Genomic DNA, 20,871 nt, shown 5'->3' with positions numbered 1-20,871 from the left:
CGGGCTCATGCGTCGGGGCGTCCTTGGAGATATCCGGCGCTGGTTTGGAAGTAGCGACGGCGTCGGGTGCTGGCCGCAGCGGCGGCGTCTTGATCGCTTCGCAAGTCGTCCAGGTTGGCGCTGCAGTATCGGCAGCCGATTTGGTGCAAATGAAACTCGATGTACTCGGCCGGCTCATCGTCCAAAGTCCCCAGCAGGTACTGTCCCAGTTCATCCCGTGAGGGGCATGACAACCGAGACCGTCTCCAAATCGCACCGATGGTGTGAAGACCGGCGTTTTCGCGCCCGCGGACTTCGATCAATCGGGATCGCAACGACGAATCACTCCGCAGCAGAGACTCCAACTCAGACGCCCGCTCGGGCAACAACGCTTCGTCGAGAAACGCGATCAGCTCGGCATCGGTAAACTCATTCATGCTTCATTCGCAGGTCTGTTCGCCGACGAGGTGGCGATGGATCGGGTCTACTCACCCGCTTCGGCTGGCACTTCAGCGGCTGGCTCTTCAGCGGCTGGCTCGTCAGCGGCTGGCTCGTCAGCAGGTTTTTCCTCAGGCTTTGATTCGCCTTCGGATGCATCATCTTGCTTCACGGGCTCCGTTTTTTCTTCGGTCGCCTCTGCCGCATCTGGCTCACTTGCAGGCTTTTGCTCGCCAGTTGTCTCTTTGGCCGGTTTTTCATCGCCAGTCTTTTCTTCAGCTGTGTCGGTTTCAGCTGTGTCGGTTTCGGCTTTTTCTGCCTTCATTTTTTCAGCCTTCGCCTTCTCAGATTCTGCCTTCTCGGCTTCCTCCAGGAGCTTGCGTTCCTGCTCCTCAAGCTCCTTCTTTCGCTGAGCCGTCTTCTCTTTTTGCTCGGCGCGGATTTCTGCGTACGCTTCTGCGGACGGCGTTCCGCCGTCCGGAGCCATCTTCATTTCCACAAGCAGTTTCAGCGGGAAATTCTCGGGCAGTTCTTGGGAGTCGATCGCGATCATGTATCGACGGACGGATTCCATCAAATCGTCCGCGGCGTCGTCCAGGATCAGGACGGGATAGTCGTCAAAGACTTCAGACCAAATCTCAAACGCTTGGTCATAGAGTTTGATCGCGCGATCCAGTTCAGCGTCGGCGTTTGCCTTTTCTGCTTCATAGACCAATCGACGGGCACGAATCGTACGCTCTTCTTGTTCGGCCAGGGTCAAGCTTTCCCAGTAGGGATAGTTGATTTGGTTTCGGTAGCCTTCGGTCTTATTCATCCGCTCGCCCAGGTCCTGCAACTGCGCGATTTTCATCACGATGTTCAGTCGATTCTCTGGATTGGCGCGTTTGGCGAGTTCCTGCAGGTTGGGCGTGAGATACTTTTCGATGGTGTTTTCCATCAGCTCTTTGCCGGCCGGGCTGCGTTCTTCTGGTTTTTGAAAGTAAACGCGTTTCATGTCCTGTTGCAGGGAGTCGACCAGCTCGGCTTTCATTTGATCGTAGACATCACCGGCTTCGGCTCGAATTTCTTCCAGCAGTACTTTTCGCTGTTCCCGCATCTCGTCCAGAGATCCGAGTTTGATGGTAAAGTCAGCGGTGGTCTCAATGCTGCGTCGTCCCAATTCCACCCAGTCTTCGTTGGCTTTGGTCCAAGCACGCTGAGCGTTTTCCGTATCGAGGATTCCCTCGGACTCGATGGCTTCGGCGTGTTTGATTGCCCACTTGGGGCCGGTTTCAAAAAAGTTGAGCGGGGTTTGTCGACGGATTTTGGTTCCCGAGTCCACTAGGTCGTAACCGTGTTCGAGCCATTTTTGACCGACCAGCCAGTTGTCTGGTTTTCCCAGTGGCCCGAGAGCTTCGGAAACGGGGATGTTCTGATTGACGAGTGATTCGTGGAGCACGGTGTCGTCGGCAAACAGGCGACGAAACTGACGTTTCTCGTCCGACATGCCCATTTTGTTTCCATAGAACCAGCCGGTGTACCAGATCAACCGGGGTGCTTTGAGGTTTTGACGAACTCCTCGCGTCAGGAACTCGGTGCCTTCGCGGACCATCTCATAGCGTTGACGGTAGTCGTCAAACTGCGGCGAGACGTTGTAGGCCAAGTTGTGAGCTTGGTGCTCCCAGACTTTGTCGTAGTGAGGTTGCAGCAACGCAATGTTGTTGAGCGCCGCTTTGAGACGGTCCCATTCGTGTTGCACACGGTACTCGTGCGCTTTTTGCCACAACTGGGTTGCGGCGACCCCGCGCATCCCCAGGGAGACCAGTTTCATGGTTTCGCTGGTGGGGCTGATTTCGCCGAGATCGCTCTCCGCGATGTTAAAGTCTTCTCGCATGGTAGCCAACTGCCCGCCCGATCCGGAGCTGCCGTTTGACGGCTGACCGAACAGGTACAACGGGATCAGCATGGCCACCAGGACCACGAGATAAAGGATCTTGCGACCGAAAGCAGTGGATTGGTTCATGCCGCGATCTCACGCGATTTCAAGAAGAAGTAACTGATAAGGAATGCTAGGATGACATAGCCCAGTGTGGCCACGCCGTGACGCGCGAGCAGTGCGCCAAAAATATCAAAACCGCTCGCAGCGTATTCTGCGGTGCCCACCATTTTGGGCAAGTTTGGCATGGCGGTGGCTAACGCGTCCATCGCATACACGATGATCGCATCGGTCACCTTGATGAGAGAATAAGCCGCGCCTTCGACGTCGAGCTCCGTCGTCATCGCGTCTTGCTTGACCAAACGGATCAAGGATTCGACCGGGCCCCCACCACGATTGATGTTGGAGTCCATGTAGTGGCGTGTGTCGTAAATCCCCTCGGCAAAAAATCCCAGCAGGATGCACACCGTCGTGGCGACCATTGCCACGGGGCCACTGAGGAACGTGCTGAACATGACGCCAAAGCCGATGATCATGGTCATCTGCAGCCAGATCGATCCGTAGGCCTTGGCCAAGTTCCACGCAAAGGTGCTTTCGGCCGGGCGAAGGTAGATTCCGCTTTGGGTGACTCCGATGTATTGCGAGCGGTCCAGGCAACGCAGGACCAAGTCGACGCGTCCGTCGGGGGTGACCAATTCGGCGAGATTCAATTCGCCCTTTTCTGCTTTCTCTTTGTCCTCGGGGGAGAACCATTGTTCGAACGCGGCCACCCGTGCCGGTTCTCCGCTGCCGTTGGTTCCGTCGGAGACTTGGGGCAACAGCTTTTCATCGACGACATACTCATTGATCACGAAGGCGAGCGGATTCGACTCAGCCTTGGTGTCGGGGTTTCGCAATACCAGCGAACCGCGAATACCGGCTTCGATATCTCCTTTCCAGGAACGGTAGGCACGAATCGACATGTCGACTTGCAGGCCGTTGGGATAGCGATCAGGAGTGACGTTGCCGAAGCTATAAACAACCGAGCCGAGCGTGCCGCCTTCGATGTAACCGTGTTGGATTTGACGTGAGCCGCCGGACATCCCGATCACGCGTGAGATACCTTGGCTGCGGTATCCACCGGCCAGACGTTCGTTTCCGACGTCGATGCCTTCCTCTTTCTCTTGACCGGATCGATCGTAGAACGTGATGGCACCATAGGAGGGAACTCGAGCACGCAGCGCATCGGTGGGTGCTCCGATCGTGAACTTGCCGTCATCAGCACGCGTGACGACGTGACGGTGTCCGCGGTTGAAATCGGTCAAGCCTTGAGTCTCACCGGCTTCGATGGTGAAGCGGTGGTTGTGAGCGGAGACGTAATCCGTTTTTCCCTCCAGTCGACCGCCGTCGACTTCGGCGACCTCGACCACTTCGACGTGATCGTGTCGCAATCCACGTGTGACGAACACATAACTCAGCAAGCCCATCGGGATCAGCATCATGGTGCCGACACCGATGAATCCGAGCATGCGACCAAGCACGATTTCTGTCGCGCGGACGGGCTTGGTCACGATCGTGTAGATCGTACGAGCTTGAATGTCCTGCGGCAGAGAGAACGCGCTGATGAACAATGCCAAGGCCAGTACGAGGTAGTTAGTGGCCGTCAAGACAAAGCTGATGTAGAGGCGGGCCGGGTCGTTGCTTTCGGTGTTGAGGAACCAGCCTGCCAGCAGCAAGATGACCACGAACAGGCCGACGACGAAGAGCACCTTGCGCCGAATCGCTTCCTTAAACGCCAAGCGAGCCAAAGCGAAAATCCGACGTGGCGACGTGCCGGGCAAATCAACGAACAGCAGGTCTCGGATCGCTCGGGCCATCGAAAAGAAGCCTTCGCCTGGTCCGTACCGGGCGGCCGCGATGATGTAGCCGACCATCAGCCCCAGCATGATTGCCAAGACGATCAGTACGGCACCCTGCAGCAGCGCGCTTTCGACAAACGCCCCGGGCCGGAACAGCCACTCGTAGAAACTCCAAAAATCATCCGGTTGCAGAATCATCAGTTTGCATCTCCCTGCTGAGATGATTCAGCGGGACCGGGGCTGGACGCCGCATCGGCTGAGACACGGCGAGCTCCTGGGCGTGCTTCGCTTTCACGAACGATGTTCAAGAACAGTTCTTCCATGGTCGCGGTCGGGTTGTCGATCGATTGCAGATTTCCGCCGTGGCGAGCGATGACTTCGGCGATCTCTTTCTTGGCGTCTTCGGTCAAGCCACTGGCGTGGACTTCCGTCACATCTTGGACCTTCAGCAGGTCCGAGACGCGACCGAGTTCCTTGAGCTCGCCCTGGTGCAAGATCGCGACCCGGTCACAGACATCCTGGACGTCGGCCAGTTGATGGCTGCACAGCAAAATCGTCTTGCCCTGTTCTCGCAGGCTGAGGATCAGGTCCTTCATTTCTCGGGTACCGATCGGGTCCAGGCCGGTCGTGGGTTCGTCCAGCATGATCAAATCGGGATCGTTGATCAGAGCTTGGGCGAGACCGACCCGTCGGGTCATCCCCTTGGAATATTCACGCAATTGACGGTGGCGGGCCCCCTGCAATCCGACCAGTTGGATCAATTCATCCACGCGACGTTTGCGATCCGCACCGGACATGTCGAACAGACGCCCGTAAAAATCGAGCGTCTCCTCGGCGGTCAAGAATTTGTACAGATACGATTCCTCAGGCAGGTACCCGATCCGCTCGTTCTTTTTGGTCTCCGTGGCGTCCTTGTCGAACACCAGCACGCGACCGCTGGTGGGGAACAACAGCCCCAGGATCAGTTTGATCGTCGTCGACTTGCCCGAGCCGTTGGGGCCCAGCAGACCAAAGATTTCGCCCTTTCGAACCTCGATGTCCAGCGATTTGACCGCGTGGACCTTCTTTCGGCCCCAGAAATCGCGATAAATCTTGCTCAGGTTACGGGTTTCAATGACCACACCGGAATCGGTTCCCAGGTTGGCATTGGTTTGGTTTGAAGTCTTGTCACCGGCTTCGGCGACCGCTGTTGCATCAGTATCCACGAACAGACGCTTCCGTAGAAAAGGTCAAAAAAGGGCAAAAGTGTGAGCAAACCTCACGGGATGGTTACGCTACGCGATCTCAACGGCTTCGGTTCAAAGTTTTCGTGGCGTTTCCCTGACTAGTGCATCGTCCAGTCTTAGAACGTGGGTTCGGTAGATGAGCCGTTTTGGCGTTAGCCACGGTTTTCGTGACACAACCGTGGCTAACGCCAAAACGGCTAACCCCAAAATCAAGACTGGACGATGCACTAGGTAGAGTACGAGACGATGGTTCGAAACAATGGTTCTGTGCGGGATTCCCATTTCCTGAGCCGCTACCACGCTTGCGGCCATTTCGAATGAGGGGAAAATAAACGGGAGGGGACAAAGATGCCGCCGTGGAATCCATCGATCTCCGAGAATTCTCCCATCGCAGTCGCGAGTTCGCCGCGTGACCCATTTCTCCCATCCCAGCCGAACTGTGTCTGCTGACCACACGCAGGGGGGCACGCCCGCCGATCCTGATCAGCCCAAACCGGATTCGCCGGAGTATCTCGAGGCGTTGTCGTATTTGTACGACCGATTGAACTACGAGCGACTGGCCAGCGGCTCGGCTCGGTATCCTTTTCGCCTGCATCGGACGGCCCAACTGCTCGACCGGCTTGGCTTGCGAGACTATTTGGCTACGCCGTGGCGGTGTGAATCCGCCATGCAGCAGGCGGTCGACGATTCGGACGGCGAACTTTATTGCCGCGGCCCCCGCGCGGTTCCCAAGGTGCCGCTGATCCACATCGCGGGAACCAAGGGCAAAGGCTCCACGGCGGCCATGATCGCCAGCATCCTGACCGCGTCGGGTGCCAAAGTAGGCTTGTACACGTCGCCGCACCTGCATCGAATCGAAGAACGCTTTCGCATCGACGGTCGTCCCTGCCACGCCGATGAGTTGGTCGGCTTGGTGGACCGAATCAAACCCGTGGTCGCTGCGTTGATCGAATCAGGCAATCCGCCGCCCTCGTTTTTTGAGATCACGACGGCGATGGCGCTCATGCACTTTGATGCCTCCGACTGCGACGCCATGGTGATCGAGACTGGGCTGGGCGGACGACTGGACAGCACCAATGTTTGCGCCAGCAGCGTGACCGCGATCACGTCCATCGGACTGGATCATCAATACGTTTTGGGAAATACGATCGGCGAGATCGCTGCAGAGAAAGCCGGCATCATCAAGCACGGAGTCCCTTTGGTCAGCGGGGTGACGGCCAAAGAATCAGCGGACGTGATCGGCGCCCGAGCCGCTGTCGTGGGCGTGCCGACCTTTCAACGCAACGTCGACTTTACAATCGACCATCAGCCCTGCAAGACTTGGGGCAGCCGACTGACTTTCCATGGCAGTACCGATCCGATGCCGCGACGATTGCAGTGCGAGCTGCCGCTGGAGGGGATTCATCAGGCAAACAACGGGGCACTCGCCATCGCGGTGGCGAGTATTCTGGCGGATTCGACGTTGCATCCCGCCGGTGTCGACTTGCCTTGGCGTGTGACCGACGAATCCATTGCCCGCGGAATTGCCGCGGTAGACTGCTCGGCCAGAGTGGAGCCGTTTGTCCTCGGCGACGGGACGCTCGTGATTCTCGATGCGGCTCACAACGAAGACTCCGTCGATGCGTTGTGTCGATGCATTTCGCAACGGCGCGGCCAACGGCGGATTGCCTTTGTTTTCGGCACCAGCCGTGACAAATCCGCCGAGCCGATGCTGCGGCGGATTGCCGAGATTGCAGACGAGGTCGTTCTCACTCAGTTTTGCGGCAACCCTCGGTTCACACCCGCCGGCGAGCTGCGAGCGTATGTCCCCGAAAACTTCGCCGGTCAAGTCACGGTCGTCGAGGACGCGTTGACCGCGTGCAAAGAAACGATGAAACCACGTCCGGCAGCCCCATCCATGATCGTGATCTGTGGTTCCTTCTTTTTGGCCGGCGAGCTGAGGCCTTGGCTACAACAACGCGTGGGAGACTCGCCGTGATCTCTGACGCCGATCAAGACAATGCCGATCAAGACAATGTCCAGCACACCGTCGATCCTGCCGACCGATGCGTGGTCCACCTGTACCATGCCACCACTTCGACGCAGGCCCCGGGGGCGATCGAGCAATGCTGTGCGCAGTGGCTGGCACCGTCGGAGATCGAACGCGCCAATCAGTTTCGTCGCTTGACCAACCGCAACCAACACGTCGTGGGACGAGGCATGGCCCGGAGGTTGCTCGGTGACGTGAACGTTGCCCCTGAGCAGATCGAATTCGATCAAGGCACCAATGGAAAGCCATACGTGGTCGCCCCCGATGCCGCCAAACAACCTTTCAACATCGCGCACACGGATGGGCTGGTGGTTTGCGGATTGGGCAATGCCCCGATCGATCTGGTTGGCGTCGATGTCGAGCGGCTTTCGCGACGGACAAGCACCGAGTTGGCCGAACGGTATTTTTCGGAGCCCGAAGTTCGCTATGTTCGCAGCAAGCCGACCGAGGAGCAACGCGAGGCATTCTTGAAAGTCTGGACGCTCAAGGAATCTTTCATCAAGGCGATCGGGACTGGTCTGCAGACACCGCTGGCCGATTTCGCTTTCCGTGAAATCGATTCGGGTCGACCGGTCATCGAGATGCTCAGCCCGGCGTTACGCTCGCCCCATTACTGGCAATTCTTTTCCGTTTCGCCACGTCCCGGTTATGTTGGGGCGATTGCCGTTGCCATGCAGGTGCCTCCCGCCAACTTGGACGTCAGTCTGCGCTGCTTTGATGACATGGTCACGATAAGCTGACAGACCTGCCCAAAACATTTCCACCCCATCATGGAGACCGAGAATGAATCTCAAACGTTTCAGCCTTGCCGGCGTCATCATGACCGGCTGCCTGCTAACCGCTTTTGCCTGGGCGCAAGATCGCTCGGGATTCGGCCCGGTGCCATCGGGCCGAGGCTCAGCCGGCCTCGACGCTGACCTTGATGCGGACATCCCCAGAGCCGCCTTGCTGACCGATAAAGGAATGCAATTGGCAGCAAGATTGAGAATGCTGCGAGATTCGGAGTCCCGTATGGGCAGCAAGCATCCGTCGTTGCCCGATGTTCAACGCCAGATCGCCGAAATTCGAGTGCAACTGAGGGACTGGGCAAACGAGCCGGCCAAAGAAGGTGTTTTGCCCCGCAAACGCGAACCGTTGTCCAATGAAGAACTGCAGCAGATCGTGATACGTCTGGCCGAAGAAGTCGACGTGTTGAAGCAAAAGGTCGGCCGGCTGGAATCTCGCTGAGCGATCGGTCGCACCTAGCGTACGCGGTAGCCGATTTTGAGCATTTCGTCTTTGACGCGTTGCAAGTGGTCGCCTTGTAACTCCAACTGATCCTCGACGATGGTTCCGCCCGCTCCGCACGCCGACTTGAGCTTGGACAACAGATCGGCCAGGTCAGATTTCTCCGGCGATAACCCGGCCACCACGGTGACCTTGCGTTTGTGCTTTCGTTGATCCACACGCACCCGAGCGGATTGCTTGGATGGATCGGCGTACTCTTTCGCCGGCTCGATCGGTTCACACTGGCATTCGGATTCCAGTTTTTCGCACCGATCACAGGTCGGCGGGATATCGAACGGTGTTCCTGCAAAGAGACGCGACATGGATATTGTGTGAGAGTAAACGGGCCGAGAGACCACAGAGAGAAACATCAAAACCGACCTGGATCAGCCGCCAACCATTGCAGCCACTGGGCTTCTTCGTCCAGTTTACTTGTCTCGTCCAGCTTGCTGGTCACAGTAGGACTTGCAATCGGGGTTGCAGCGATTCCTTCATTGCTGCGTGATGCCTCGGCGCGACGGCGTGCGATTTCGTTGATCACCTGCAGAGCATCCAGCGCGGTGACCAAGTAATCACCGTTGACGTCGTATCGGTACGGGCCGCGTTGGGCGCTGGCAAAGGGGCTGCCGAACGGAGGCAAGTTGGACGGCCCGCTGAATCGACCTAATTCGTTGACGACCAAGAGGGCATCCAACGCGGTCACGGTGCCCAATGTGTCCACATCGAACCGATCGACTTGGTTTTGGAAATAGGGTCGCTCGTCGTCCAAGAACTCGATCACAAAGGTGGCGCCAGTGTATCCGGCCGCGTCGAAGGTGTAGGTCAGGGTGCGGAGGTTTTCCGCAGCGCTGTCATTGATTGGTGTCAGTCGCACCGCCGCATCGGCTTGATTGGCATCGATGCCTTGCACCTCCACCGTGGCTTGCGTGGGGTCACTGCTAGACACGTTGATCTGCAATGGCTGGCTGCGATCCGTATTGGATCGAGCCACCCTGGCAACGATTTCGGGGGCGGCGTTTTCGCGGAGGCTGAACCGCAGTGGCGTGATGATCAGTGACTCGGCGTCTTGGACCGTCAGTGCAATGTCTTGACGGGTCAGTCCGGGTGCCGTCGCACTGAGCGTCACGATGACGGCTCCGTCGAGCAGGGTGTCGTCGACCGCAGCCACGGGAACGCTGACAGAACTTTGATTGGCGGGAATGGTCACCGACGTAGCGATGGTGGCTTCGGATGTATCGGACGACATCAGTGTGACGACCAAGTCATCGGTGATCGATCCGCTGCGACTGATCGTCAGCGATGTGGCCGCACCGCCGGCGTCCTCGGAGATGTTGGAGGCCGACAGGTTGAGTGAAAGCTCCGGTGGCGGACCTGCGGTGACGCGAAATGTTTTCGTCACCGTCCCGCCATCGTCATCCATGACGGTTGCACTGACCGTGTAGTTTCCCGTCGCCGTGTAGGTGTGCGAACCGCTGAATCTCGCCAGCGTTGGCAACGTGGCCGAGCCGGCTTGGGTTTGGGTCGCAGAGCCGGTGGTCGGGGTCGAAAGGTCGCCCCAGTCGATGGAATACGTGAATGTTTCGTTCGTCGCCGGTGAGGCGGAATTGTTTCGAAACCCTGGATCGCTGATGGTGAATGCATCGGCGGGTAGGCTCAGGCGTTGTCCGACCACCACGAACTGGTTTGCTGGTGCGGTCAGGGTCGGCGCGACATTGGTGATGTCGGCGGTGACAGAGCGATTGATTTGTCCAGCTTCGCTGCCTCGGAAATACACATTGACATCGTACGTCCCGTTGTCGGGATAGACGTGGCTGGCGTTGATGCGAGAGACCGCAGGATAAGTGACTTGCCAGCCGATGTCGTCCAACGCGGCCAGATCGAGTCGCGTCATCAGTTGGCGTTCGCCGTTCTTCAAATTCGATCGCATCAACGTCAGGATGCCCGCGTTCTCCAACGACGCGTCCCAGTGCTGGCGCGTCGCACCCACGGCTTGCAGAGGCGGATTGCCCGCCAGGGGATACGCGGCGGTGGCCTGGGTTCCGACGAATCTCGTGCCGGACGTCAACCGTTCCCACGATGAAGTGCGATCGGTGGGCTCGAAACCGAACCCAAAAACGTGCAACAGTTCGTGTGCCATGATGGTGGCAAAGTCCGTTTGGCCGCTTTGGATTCCATTGGCGTCCCGACCGAAATACCAGTCCGTTCCGTTGTTGTCGACCGTCAAGGAGCCGCCCCAGGTCGCAAAGTCGGTTCGCGGGTTGGTCGTCGCACCTGCCTGCCCTCGCCCCAGCAACGTCGCTTCCCAAGCCGCCGAGCCCGAGTAGGAGAATGCACCGGGGCCGGCGACGGCTCGGGTCGAGCCAGCCAAGTCACGAGCACCGGCAAAAATAATGATCTCACCTGCGGCAACACTCGACACTCGATTGGCGACGCTGACAAAAGATGAGCACAATTGACTGGGCGAACCCGATGAAGGGTGGCACACCTGGGGATTCCAAGTGTTGGACCCTGACGGCGTGATGGCCGAGAGCTGATCACTGAAATACTGAGTGATCGAATCGGCGACATCCTGCAGAATGGCACGTCGAGTCGCGTTGAAGTAGTTACTCGTGTCGAGGCTGTAGTCGAACCGGATTCGAACATCGGTCCGTCCGCTGAAATCCGCCACGTCGACGGTGGTCGTGGTGCCGTCTCCCCAGTCGATCTCTGCGGCAAAATCTCCCGCAAGCCCGACCGGTTCGATCACCTGAGTGGGCAATGTGAACGTCGCACCTTCGCCGACGAGCAACCGGCGATTTTCCAGACTCTCGATCCCTAGTCGTCTTCGCCGATGACGCTGGGGAACGTTCGATATGGTGCGAGCAAGGAATGGACTCAGTCGAGGCATGCGATGCACCCGTGGCGAAGAAGGGTGAAATTACAAGCCCCGATCTTAGTCTTTCTGGACGATCTTATCAGGTAGCGGCTCACCTTTGGGAACGAATTTCATCGAGATCGAATTGACGCAGTGACGCGTGTTTTTCTCGGTCATCCGCTCGCCTTCGAAAACATGCCCGAGGTGCCCCTTGCAATTCGCGCAAACGATCTCGGTGCGTTCGCCATCGGCATCAGGCACACGTTTGACGGCTCCTTTGATCTCATCATCAAAACTCGGCCATCCACAATGGCTCTCGAACTTATCGTCTGACCGGTACAATTGTGCATTACATTGTCGGCAAATGTACGTCCCCGGATCCTTGGTCATCGTGTACCCGCCCAGAGATCTCGGCTCGGTACCTTTCCTCAGAATCACGTAGGCCTCATCAGGATTCAGGATGTTGTACTCGCCAACCACTCTTGATTGACCTGCGCCGGTATCGGTGATTCCTTCGCCGCCCGATTCTTGGATGGCGTCTTGTTTTTCACTCATGATCGGATCTTTGATGTTGGTTTCCGCCTGCGGTGTGCTGTCTGTGGTTTCGAGATCCGAGGCCGCGGCTCCCGTTGTGGGGGCCGCGATCGAATTCGACTCGTGCGTCTGGGACGCTGCGGTTTCGGTTGCTGATGCCTCGGTTGCTGATGCCTGTGTCGGATCCTGTGCGTCAATGACCTGAGTGGATGTCTCGTCGCACCCGATACTCAACGCGATCACCAGCAGACCGAGCATCGATACAGAGGAGCGAGTGGACCGAGAGACACTCACGACGCTGATTCTCATGGAGTCCATGGAAAGATAGTTTGTTGCCAAGTGTCTGCCACCAAGGAGTGTGAGGAAGTAATAAACAGCCAATGCAAATCCGCTAACAACCAGCTCGTGTAGCACACCCTGGTACACGGAGGTGCGGGTGATGTCGCGTCAAAGTGCATGCCTTCGCTGCAGTCAATCTGTTACGGTCAATCTGCTACAGTCAAGTCACCGATGTGCTGAACAGCTTGCCATACAATCAACGCCTGACGAGCCACTCTGATCTTAGAAATCAGCGTATCAGAATTTCCTGCAGGAGCAAAATGTCATCCCCGCAGCTATCCATCGGCTCCGTTCTACAGTTCTGAGCGTCGGAAACAGATCAATCTACTAGTCCACTGCCCCTCTGGACGTTTGATCGACCGCGTTTCCGATCGCCCGTCATCGCACATAGTTGAGCAATTACCGTCGCAACCAAGCTCCTCGATGTAGATGCAGGGGGATTTTCGCCCCTCATCCTTCCACAGGCGTCGACCCTTCACTCGGTGATGAAGTCATCACTGCGGTGGATTGGCACAGGATACCGACTCCAGTTTGACGATTAACCGCCAGTTTTCCAAAAATGTGCGATTTCTGCGAATCATTTTGAGACATCATGGGGAACGACACCGTTCCCACTTGGTGAGCTTTGGCGACCGAGCTCGATGATCAGTGATTCGAATAAACTATTGCGTGCCCGTCAAAGGCTTGATGCTGCTCGGGCAGCAGCACTTCAATCCCCGCCCACTGCAATCCCCGCCCGCTTCAATCCCCTCCGAACCTGCGGACCTCGTCGTGACCAGCAAACCATCAACTCTTCCATCCTTGTCATTCGCCGTGCTTCTTTGGACTGCGTGGGCTCTGCTCCCGTCCACCGCCGAGGCTCAGAACACCATCGAGAAACGATTGCAGCGACAGCAACAGGAGATGCAAAAGCGAATTCAGCAACAAATGAAAACGGTGGCAGAGAATCAGCCTCAATTGCCGGCCGACCCACAATTGCTATCACTTCACAAGGAGTTCATTACCAAAGCGGAGAAGCTCGCCGGCGAGTACGAACGCAAGAAAGAGCTTGAGCGTGCCCGCGAAGTCTACGAGGCGATGGTCCGATTGGTGCCCAAGTATCAGCCGGCCGAACTCGGCTTGGAACGCATTCTGCGGTCGCAACTGATGAAGGACCGAAAGCTGACGGAGGTACTCGCCGATCAGGGATGGCAGGACTCCGGAGCAACGTTGCAGCAAGGCATGCCGGTACACGTGGAAGTCAAAGGGGTTTGGAAGGTTGTTTTGCAGACCGGTCCCGAAGGCGTCGTCGTGCCCGAGGAAGCCCGCCCACGCGATGGTCGAATCAAGTTTGGAACCTTGATCGGCGTGATCGCGACATCACCGGGCGATTTGGAAAAGGAGAAACCATTCGTGGTCGAGAACAACACCGAGTTCACCGCCGACAAGTCCGGTCAATTGTTCCTGCGAATGTACGATCTGGATCCGACCGACAACGAAGGCAAGATGCTTGTGCTGATTCAAAGTACGTTCGGAAAGTAGCTCAGGACCAAGTAGTAGCTCAGGACAAAGTAGCTCAGGACAAAGTAGCTCAGGACAAAGCCATGAACCGAACCATTGCACTGCTCGTCGCCGTCGTGATGTGCGCCGTTTCTACGCGTCAGGGTCACGCAGATCATCTGGAACTGGTCACCACAGTGGCCAAGCAGCCGTTGCTCGCCGCAACGAATCGTTTGATCGAAACGATGCAGTTTTCGGGTTCACCGTTGCCCGCCAATGTGGTGGAGTCCATTCGGACAGCCGGCCAGATGGAGCGGGACGTGGACGCGGTGATCGCAATCCAACGAGCACTCGATCCGCTTTGTTTGGCCGAGATCACGATCAACGCCGAGAGTCGAGTGAAAGTGGCCGAGGGCCCCGTCGAGAAGCAGTTGATGCAGCAGGACTGGCGGGCGTTCTTGGTCAAGATCCACAACCAAGCGGGGATCAATCCAGAGCTTGTCGTGGAAAGCCCCAATGCTGCGCCGGTCTATTTGAAGGGCAAGGGTGCCCGGCAGCGTCCCGGCAGCGACGAACGTTTGGTGGAGCCACGCGAAGTGGACGATCGCTGGCTGGATGTTTCTCTGCTCAATCGTCCACCGATGAAACCCCGACTCAGTGGTTTGGAGTTGGAGTATCGCGTCGTCTTGCTCAACAGCCGAGACGCGGGAAAACGCGAAGCCAGTCTTTCGTTTCATATCGGGCAAGGAACCCAGGACATCGGGTTTCGCTCAGCCGCGGCGATCTTGTTCGATTGCCTGCCTGCCACTCAAGTGATCCTGCGGGTCAAGGATATTGACGGACGCCCCACCACCGCATCCTTTGTCGTTCGTGATGAACAAGGTCGCGTGTATCCCAACCCGTCGCGGCGTTTGGCACCAGATTTCTTTTTTCATCAGCAAGTCTACCGTAGTGACGGCGAACACCTTTGGCTGCCGCCGGGATCCTACGATGTTTCGGTGACACGCGGTCCCGAGTATCGCGTGTTGCAACGAAGGATTGTCGTGCCAGAAGAAGCCCGGCACGAGGAAGTGTTCCAACTGGAACGCTGGATTCATGTTGCCAAACGTAATTGGTTCTCTGGTGACCATCATGTGCACGCCGCCGGATGCGCTCATTACGACAGCCCCACCGAGGGTGTCGGCCCGGCAGACATGATGCGACACTTGCTCGGCGAAGACGTGAACGTCGGCTGTGTTCTCAGTTGGGGACCGTGCTGGTACACACAGAAAGAATTTTTTAACGGTCAGACGTCCGAGCTGTCGACCGATCGCCATCTGATGCGATACGACGTCGAGGTCAGCGGCTTCCCTAGTTCTCATGCCGGGCACCTGTGTCTGCTGAACTTGTCCGAAGACGACTATCCGGGGACCAAGGTCATCGAGCAATGGCCCAGTTGGACACTGCCGGTTCTGCGTTGGGGCAAACAGCAGGGCGGTGTCGTGGGCTACAGTCACAGCGGTTGGGGACTGGCACTGCCCGATCGCATGCCGGACGGTTCCAGACACTGGGTGGACCGACCGTGGGGCGGCGCTCCCAATGATTGGGCGGGCACGGCGGCCAATGAGTTGCCCGATCTGGCGATGCCAAAGTTTGACGGGATCGGAGCGAACGAGTACATCGTCGCCACAACAGAAGGCGTTTGTGATTTCATTTCGGCGGTCGATACGCCCGCGATCTGGGAACTGAATATCTGGTATCACACGCTCAACTGTGGGATGACCAGTCGCATCAGCGGTGAGACCGATTTTCCATGCATCTACGGCGATCGCGTGGGGCTGGGACGCGTGTACGTTCAGTTACCCGAGGACCAACCGCTCAACTATGAAAACTGGATCGCGGGACTTTGCGATGGACGCAGCTATTGCGGTGACGGATTGAGCCACATCATCGATTTCTCCGTAGATGATTTCGGTGTCGGACAAAAGCAGACGGCGGATGCGCCTGCAAGCCGTTTGGATCTACTCGAGCCCAAGACCGTGACGGTTCGATTCGACGCCGCTGCACTTTTGCAAGAAACGCCCACCGACCAAACCAACCGAATCGCCAAGCTGCGTTTGGACGAGAAGCCCTATTGGCATATCGAGCGATGCCGGATCGGTGACACGCGCACAGTACCAGTGCAGGTCATCGTCAACGGCAACGTCGTGGCCACGAAAGCCTTGGTCGCCGATGGTGACTTGCAATCGATGGAAATCCCGGTGGAGATCACCCAGTCGTCTTGGGTCGCCGTTCGGATCTTGCCGTCGGTTCACACCAATCCCATTTTTGTGCACGTCGGTGACAAACCCATTCGCGCCAGTCGCAGCAGTGCCCAGTGGTGCATCGACGCTGTGAAGACCTGCTGGCAGTCCAAGCAACCGATGATTCGCGATTCCGAACGCGACGATGCCAAGGCTGCCTATGATCGGGCAGAAAAGCTGTATCAACAGATTTTGTCAGAAACTGTAAACTAGCCCGGATGATTCATAACCCGACGATGTCACAACTCATTGTCAAGAATCTGTTTGCGCTAAAATCAATCATCCGCATGAATAATCCGCGCCTGGGCAATCTGTGAGCGACGAGGCCAATTCTTTGCCAAAATCAGCCCATCACAAAACGCCCCAGATTTGGTAGGCTGGTGGATCAAGGCGATCTGTGCCTTCAATCCGCCTGCCGGGGCATCGCTCGGCGACGATCTTCCGCCTGCGATGCTAGCCACCCTACTATTTCCCCATGCCCCGCGATTCATCGGCTCCTGACCCTCAAAACCGTCCCGATCAAAACCGTCCAGCAGCCCCCAACCGACGCAAAGCCGCCGCTGCGAAAGCCACCCATGCAGCGGCAGCAAAACAGAGCGGTCCGCTGCGTCTGCAACGACTGCTGGCATCTGCCGGCTACGGCAGCCGACGCCAGTGTGAGGAGTTGATCGAAGAGGGGCGCGTCGACATCGACGGCGCTGTCGTCACTCAAATGGGGACGACCGTTGACCCTGAGACGCAAAAGGTGCACGTCGATGGCGTGCTGCTGCGTAAACAAAAGCTGGTGTACTACGCGGTCAATAAACCCGACGGCGTCTTGAGCACCAACCGCGATCCGCAAGGCCGACCTCGCGTGGTTGACTTGGTCCCCAAGAGCGAACGCGTCTTTCCCGTGGGACGACTGGACCGTAGCAGCACAGGGCTGATGCTGCTGACCAACGACGGTGAACTTGCGCAGCAACTGACGCATCCCAAGTACGGTGTCCGAAAGGTCTATCGCGTTACGGTGGCGGGCAAAGTCGAGAACGAGACGATGCGGACGATGCGCCAAGGGATGTACATCTCCGACGGATTTGTGCAAGTCGAAGGTGCAAAGGTACTCAAGTCACGCGCCCGGGCCACGGAGATGGAGATCGTTCTCCGCGAAGGAAAGAATCGCGAAATCCGGCGGATCTTGGCTCGCTTGGGCCACAAGGTTCAATCGCTGACTCGAATCGCCATCGGACCACTGCGTTTGGGCGATTTGCCTCCGGGTGCGCATCGTCTGCTAGGACGTGACGAAGTTCAAAAACTGCACTTGGCTGTCCAACGCAGCAAAGCGGAAGCGTTGGCCGAAGCCGAGCAAGCAGAGAAAGATCGCGGCGGAAAGAAACGAAGCACCAAAAAGAAGGCGGGCAAAGCTTACGGCTCGGCGTCAGCCAGATCGTCCGGAAACGACAGTAAAGGATTCGGCAAAGGAACCAGTAAAGGATTCAACAAAGGCCCACGAAAGGGAGCCGGAAAAGGGGGACGCCGATTGGAGTCGGATTCCGCCAGCGAGTTTCTGCCGACCGAGGCCAAGACCCGCGGGTCGGTCATCGGCGGCGAAGGTGACTCGGTTGAATCAACGGATCGTCCCAAGACATCGCGTCGAAAATCTGTCGCTCGATCCAATCGCACGACGGGCTCTGGTGGTCCCAAGACACGCGGAGCCAAGAAAGGCGGTGCGTCTCGAACTCGATCGACGAAGAAAGCGGGTGGCAAACCCAGCGGCAAACCCAGTAACAAACCCAGCGGATTCGGTCGCTCGAAATCTACCGGTGGACGTTCCTCCCGCGGTGACGCGCCGGCAGCTCAGCGAGGCAAGAAGAAACCGGGACGCAAACGAGGTTAGCGGGCCGAACCACACGACCACTTGACGATTCAATCATCCATTGCACTCATGTCCAAGCTGCACGCCGAATACTACGCCGACGATTTGATCCAAGCAGAGTCGCCGATTCTGGAGCACGAACTCGTCGCTCGATCTACTTATCGACTGCGAGTCGCCAACGCCCCGCTCGCCGCGCGAGTGATCCCCGGTCAATTCGTGATGATTCGACTCAGTGGTGTCGATTCACCGCTGATCGGTCGTGCCTTGGCGGTATACGATGTGATTCACGATGACGATGGACCCTCAGCCATCGACTTGGTCTATCTCAAAAAGGGCACCTTCACCACCGCATGTGCGGAAAGTGCGCTCGGCACCAAAGTCACATTGTGGGGGCCGCTGGGAAACGGTTTTTCCAATCGCCCCTGCGACACCTTGATCATGGCCGCCGGTGGAATCGGTCAAACACCCATGCTGGTGCTTGGTCGCGAAGCACTCGGGGAGCAATCGTTCGGACGCGAGAATGCTTGGGCCAAACGGGTGGAGCTGATTTACGGTGCGCGAACCGGTGAGTTGCTTGCCGGAGTCGATGACTTTCGCAGTGCCGGGTTTGACATCACGCTGTGCACCGATGACGGTTCGGTCGGCATGCAGGCTCGTGTGCCCGACGTCCTGGCCAAGCGATTGGGCGAAGCTCGCCCAGGTGAAACGATCCGCGTGGTGACCTGCGGCCCTGAGATCATGATGGAAAAGGTCGCTCAAGCTTGTTTGTCCGCTGGCGTTGACTGCCAGGTCTCGATGGAAACGCCGATGGCATGCGGCATCGGGATTTGTTTCTCCTGTGTCGCCAAAGTGCGTCAGGACGGCCCCGAGCAATGGGACTACAAACGCACGTGCGTCGAAGGACCGATCTTCAACGCAGACGAAATCGTTTGGTGATGGATCGTTTGCACGAAACGGCTGACATGGGTTGGCACGCAAACGGTCTGCCCTGATCAGCCGCCACGCGATAGCGTCCGGTTCACCCGGCAAAATGCGAGAACCGGGTGCTAGCGAGAGCGTCCCGCTTAGAACGCATGGTTTCACGTTGAATTTCAAGCAAAATACCAGCACGACGCGCAAGCGAGTGAATCGAAGCACAAAAAGACGATTCACTCGCTTGCGCGTCGTGCTAGTAAAGACGAGAAAAATGGCTGGTGCGATCAACTTTCTAAGCGGGACGCTCTCTAGCGCACTCCGGCTGATGCAATATCCGGGCTGTCACACTGCGGCTCATGAATCATCCGCGTCTAGCTCGTGGCGGGATCTTTGCCGTCGACCCAAGGGCCGGCGTTCTTCATCCAGTCTGGTTCGTCGAGCTTGCTGCCAAAGTCACCTGCTTTCCAACCAGGGATGTGATTGGGCGTCGCACGCGCGGCGGAGAGTTTCTCCCATTTGGCCGCCCAACCGGGATCGGTGTTGGAGATCTCGCGGGACTCGGGGTCGACAAAGAATACTTGTCCCTTGCGGTAGCTCTGGGCACCCAGGTTGACCACGGCCATCGCGGCGGCGCCTAGGTCTGGCGGGTTGTTGCACATCATCGGGTCACCGGCTTCGCAGGAGTCGATGAAGTTCGCGAAGTGGGCTTTGGTGGTGTTGGGAACGGCTTCGGTCGCGATGCGTTCAGGTTCAAAGGAGCGTTTTTCTTTGTCACCCTCTGCTGTGACTTGCCGGCGTTCTGGTGTGAAATCAAACCCATCAAATTTTTCGCCATTGCCGAAGGTGAACGTGCCGTAATGGCCACGGATCAGTTGATTGACGCGTGACTCTTCGTTGCACATCGTCGCCGTGACTATGCCTTGGACGCCTTCGTGAAAGTCAGCAACAACGGTGGCGACATCAGGAACGTCGCGTCCGTCGTACTCGAGATAGATACCGCCGGCACCGACGACGCGACCGGGGATCCGCAGGCCGGTGGCTTTGAGCATTGCCGTGGTGCGGTGCACGAACAAGTCGGTGAACATGCCGCTGCCGAAGGGCCAGAATCGACGCCACTGTTTGTAGACCGCTCGGTCAAACGGCATTTCGGGCGCAAGCCCTTCTTCGATTCCCAGCCAACGATTCCAATCGATCGTACTGGGCGCCATGTCTTTGACGAGTTTGTAGTTTCGCCATTGACCGATGCCGCTGTTGCGAAAGTACTCGGTCTGGAAGCCGAGAACCTTGCCGAGTTTACCGTCTTGCAACAGGGCTCGGACTTCATCCCAGACTTTGAGGCTCGTCGATTGAACACCGACTTGCATGACCTTGCCCGTCTTACGCCATTTGTCCTCGATGTCAAACGCTTCCTCGACCGTTTTGGTCATCGGTTTTTCGCAGTAGACGTGGAGTCCGGCATCGAGCGAATCGATGACTTGTTTGTGGTGCCAGTGGTCGGGGGTTGCGATGCAAACGGCGTCGAGGTTTTGTTTCTCGATCATGTCGCGATAGTCCACGAAACGTCCAGGGTCCGTGCCGGTTTTGTCGCGGATGTAGTCAGCGACCATGTCACGTTGAGTCTGGTAGACCTCCGCGACTCCGACCAAGTCGATCTTGCGGCCGTCTTTGAACAGCTCGCACATTGATTTGACGTGTGCGCCGAATCCACGTCCGCCAGGGCCGATGAATCCCACCCGCAGTCGCTCGTTCGCTGCTGCGGCAGCTTGGGAGCGTCCGGGGGCGATGAGTGCTGCGGCGGTAACGCCACCGGCACCGGCTTTCAAAAAGACCCTGCGGTTTTCGGTGTGCTTGACTTGGTTCAAGACGCTTTCTTGGCGGGAGGAGGTGTCGTCGGTGGGCATGGGAGATCAAGTTCGGAGTATGGG

Annotated in this window: 15 protein-coding genes; 7 read left to right on the top strand and 8 right to left on the bottom strand. The window is 57.6% G+C overall.

The window, feature by feature from the left end; genetic code table 11:
- Nucleotides 1–5: 5 nt before the first annotated feature.
- Genes Pla52nx_RS23135 through Pla52nx_RS23120 form a run of 4 tightly spaced genes read right to left on the bottom strand, consistent with a single transcriptional unit; the run spans nucleotide 6 to nucleotide 5,375 of the window.
- The gene (locus Pla52nx_RS23135) at nucleotides 6–416 is read right to left on the bottom strand and encodes a hypothetical protein (protein ID WP_146523291.1); all 411 of its coding nucleotides are present in this window, start codon (nucleotides 414–416) and stop codon (nucleotides 6–8) included.
- A gap of 47 nt (nucleotides 417–463) precedes the next feature.
- The gene (locus Pla52nx_RS23130; protein ID WP_231742760.1) at nucleotides 464–2,419 is read right to left on the bottom strand and encodes an IRE (iron responsive element); all 1,956 of its coding nucleotides are present in this window, start codon (nucleotides 2,417–2,419) and stop codon (nucleotides 464–466) included.
- Nucleotides 2,416–4,368: an ABC transporter permease gene (locus Pla52nx_RS23125; RefSeq protein WP_146523292.1), complete on the bottom strand. Its 1,953-nt coding sequence runs from the start codon at nucleotides 4,366–4,368 to the stop codon at nucleotides 2,416–2,418. Before Pla52nx_RS23125 ends, Pla52nx_RS23130 begins: the two co-directional genes overlap by 4 nt.
- Entirely contained in the window at nucleotides 4,368–5,375 is a 1,008-nt protein-coding gene (locus Pla52nx_RS23120; RefSeq protein ID WP_146523293.1) for an ABC transporter ATP-binding protein, read from the bottom strand. The genes Pla52nx_RS23125 and Pla52nx_RS23120 overlap by 1 nt, the downstream gene beginning before the upstream one ends.
- A gap of 460 nt (nucleotides 5,376–5,835) precedes the next feature.
- Here Pla52nx_RS23120 and Pla52nx_RS23115 point away from each other — a divergent pair, with 460 nt between their 5' ends.
- The 3 genes from Pla52nx_RS23115 to Pla52nx_RS23105 are packed head-to-tail and all read left to right on the top strand — an operon-like array spanning nucleotide 5,836 to nucleotide 8,652.
- Nucleotides 5,836–7,374 carry a bifunctional folylpolyglutamate synthase/dihydrofolate synthase gene (locus Pla52nx_RS23115; protein WP_146523294.1) on the top strand — a complete coding sequence of 513 codons (1,539 nt, stop codon included), beginning with the start codon at nucleotides 5,836–5,838 and terminating at the stop codon, nucleotides 7,372–7,374.
- Complete coding sequence (locus Pla52nx_RS23110) at nucleotides 7,371–8,165, top strand: 4'-phosphopantetheinyl transferase family protein (protein WP_146523295.1); 795 nt, start codon at nucleotides 7,371–7,373, stop codon at nucleotides 8,163–8,165. The genes Pla52nx_RS23115 and Pla52nx_RS23110 overlap by 4 nt, the downstream gene beginning before the upstream one ends.
- Nucleotides 8,166–8,208: 43 nt before the next feature.
- The gene (locus Pla52nx_RS23105) at nucleotides 8,209–8,652 is read left to right on the top strand and encodes a hypothetical protein (protein WP_146523296.1); all 444 of its coding nucleotides are present in this window, start codon (nucleotides 8,209–8,211) and stop codon (nucleotides 8,650–8,652) included.
- Nucleotides 8,653–8,666: 14 nt separating this feature from the next.
- Here the strand turns inward: Pla52nx_RS23105 and Pla52nx_RS23100 are convergent, their stop codons facing one another.
- Genes Pla52nx_RS23100 through Pla52nx_RS23090 form a run of 3 tightly spaced genes read right to left on the bottom strand, consistent with a single transcriptional unit; the run spans nucleotide 8,667 to nucleotide 12,397 of the window.
- Nucleotides 8,667–9,014, bottom strand: a complete 348-nt coding sequence (locus Pla52nx_RS23100) for a translation initiation factor (RefSeq protein ID WP_146523297.1) — start codon at nucleotides 9,012–9,014, stop codon at nucleotides 8,667–8,669.
- Nucleotides 9,015–9,061: 47 nt separating this feature from the next.
- Nucleotides 9,062–11,578 carry a dockerin type I domain-containing protein gene (locus Pla52nx_RS23095; RefSeq protein WP_146523298.1) on the bottom strand — a complete coding sequence of 839 codons (2,517 nt, stop codon included), beginning with the start codon at nucleotides 11,576–11,578 and terminating at the stop codon, nucleotides 9,062–9,064.
- A gap of 45 nt (nucleotides 11,579–11,623) precedes the next feature.
- Complete coding sequence (locus Pla52nx_RS23090; protein ID WP_231742762.1) at nucleotides 11,624–12,397, bottom strand: methionine-R-sulfoxide reductase; 774 nt, start codon at nucleotides 12,395–12,397, stop codon at nucleotides 11,624–11,626.
- An 834-nt stretch (nucleotides 12,398–13,231) separates the two neighbouring features.
- Here Pla52nx_RS23090 and Pla52nx_RS23085 point away from each other — a divergent pair.
- The 4 genes from Pla52nx_RS23085 to Pla52nx_RS23070 all read left to right on the top strand — a co-directional run bounded on the left by Pla52nx_RS23085 (nucleotide 13,232) and on the right by Pla52nx_RS23070 (nucleotide 18,967).
- Nucleotides 13,232–13,939 carry a hypothetical protein gene (locus tag Pla52nx_RS23085; protein WP_146523299.1) on the top strand — a complete coding sequence of 236 codons (708 nt, stop codon included), beginning with the start codon at nucleotides 13,232–13,234 and terminating at the stop codon, nucleotides 13,937–13,939.
- 62 nt (nucleotides 13,940–14,001) lie between these two features.
- On the top strand, nucleotides 14,002–16,392 hold the full coding sequence (locus Pla52nx_RS23080) for a CehA/McbA family metallohydrolase (RefSeq protein ID WP_197455081.1): 2,391 nt from the start codon (nucleotides 14,002–14,004) through the stop codon (nucleotides 16,390–16,392).
- A gap of 262 nt (nucleotides 16,393–16,654) precedes the next feature.
- Complete coding sequence (locus Pla52nx_RS23075) at nucleotides 16,655–18,052, top strand: pseudouridine synthase (protein ID WP_146523300.1); 1,398 nt, start codon at nucleotides 16,655–16,657, stop codon at nucleotides 18,050–18,052.
- A gap of 48 nt (nucleotides 18,053–18,100) precedes the next feature.
- Nucleotides 18,101–18,967: a dihydroorotate dehydrogenase electron transfer subunit gene (locus Pla52nx_RS23070; RefSeq protein ID WP_146523301.1), complete on the top strand. Its 867-nt coding sequence runs from the start codon at nucleotides 18,101–18,103 to the stop codon at nucleotides 18,965–18,967.
- A 350-nt stretch (nucleotides 18,968–19,317) separates the two neighbouring features.
- Here the strand turns inward: Pla52nx_RS23070 and Pla52nx_RS23065 are convergent, their stop codons facing one another.
- Entirely contained in the window at nucleotides 19,318–20,847 is a 1,530-nt protein-coding gene (locus Pla52nx_RS23065; RefSeq protein ID WP_146523302.1) for a Gfo/Idh/MocA family protein, read from the bottom strand.
- Between the last annotated feature and the right edge of the window lie 24 nt (nucleotides 20,848–20,871).

This window comes from Stieleria varia (assembly GCF_038443385.1).
GTDB classification, from domain to species: domain Bacteria; phylum Planctomycetota; class Planctomycetia; order Pirellulales; family Pirellulaceae; genus Stieleria; species Stieleria varia.
Note: the sequence above shows the minus strand (reverse complement) of the source record. Positions and strands in the feature narration are given on the sequence as shown.

What these genes read in the sequence shown, in the direction of transcription:
- Pla52nx_RS23135 (WP_146523291.1), bottom strand. Translation starts at nt 416, where the DNA reads ATGAATGAGTTTACCGATGCCGAGCTGATCGCGTTTCTCGACGAAGCG.
- Pla52nx_RS23130 (WP_231742760.1), bottom strand. Translation starts at nt 2,419, where the DNA reads ATGAACCAATCCACTGCTTTCGGTCGCAAGATCCTTTATCTCGTGGTC.
- Pla52nx_RS23125 (WP_146523292.1), bottom strand. Translation starts at nt 4,368, where the DNA reads ATGATTCTGCAACCGGATGATTTTTGGAGTTTCTACGAGTGGCTGTTC.
- Pla52nx_RS23105 (WP_146523296.1), top strand. Translation starts at nt 8,209, where the DNA reads ATGAATCTCAAACGTTTCAGCCTTGCCGGCGTCATCATGACCGGCTGC.
- Pla52nx_RS23100 (WP_146523297.1), bottom strand. Translation starts at nt 9,014, where the DNA reads ATGTCGCGTCTCTTTGCAGGAACACCGTTCGATATCCCGCCGACCTGT.
- Pla52nx_RS23095 (WP_146523298.1), bottom strand. Translation starts at nt 11,578, where the DNA reads ATGCCTCGACTGAGTCCATTCCTTGCTCGCACCATATCGAACGTTCCC.
- Pla52nx_RS23090 (WP_231742762.1), bottom strand. Translation starts at nt 12,397, where the DNA reads ATGGACTCCATGAGAATCAGCGTCGTGAGTGTCTCTCGGTCCACTCGC.
- Pla52nx_RS23080 (WP_197455081.1), top strand. Translation starts at nt 14,002, where the DNA reads ATGAACCGAACCATTGCACTGCTCGTCGCCGTCGTGATGTGCGCCGTT.
- Pla52nx_RS23075 (WP_146523300.1), top strand. Translation starts at nt 16,655, where the DNA reads ATGCCCCGCGATTCATCGGCTCCTGACCCTCAAAACCGTCCCGATCAA.
- Pla52nx_RS23070 (WP_146523301.1), top strand. Translation starts at nt 18,101, where the DNA reads ATGTCCAAGCTGCACGCCGAATACTACGCCGACGATTTGATCCAAGCA.
- Pla52nx_RS23065 (WP_146523302.1), bottom strand. Translation starts at nt 20,847, where the DNA reads ATGCCCACCGACGACACCTCCTCCCGCCAAGAAAGCGTCTTGAACCAA.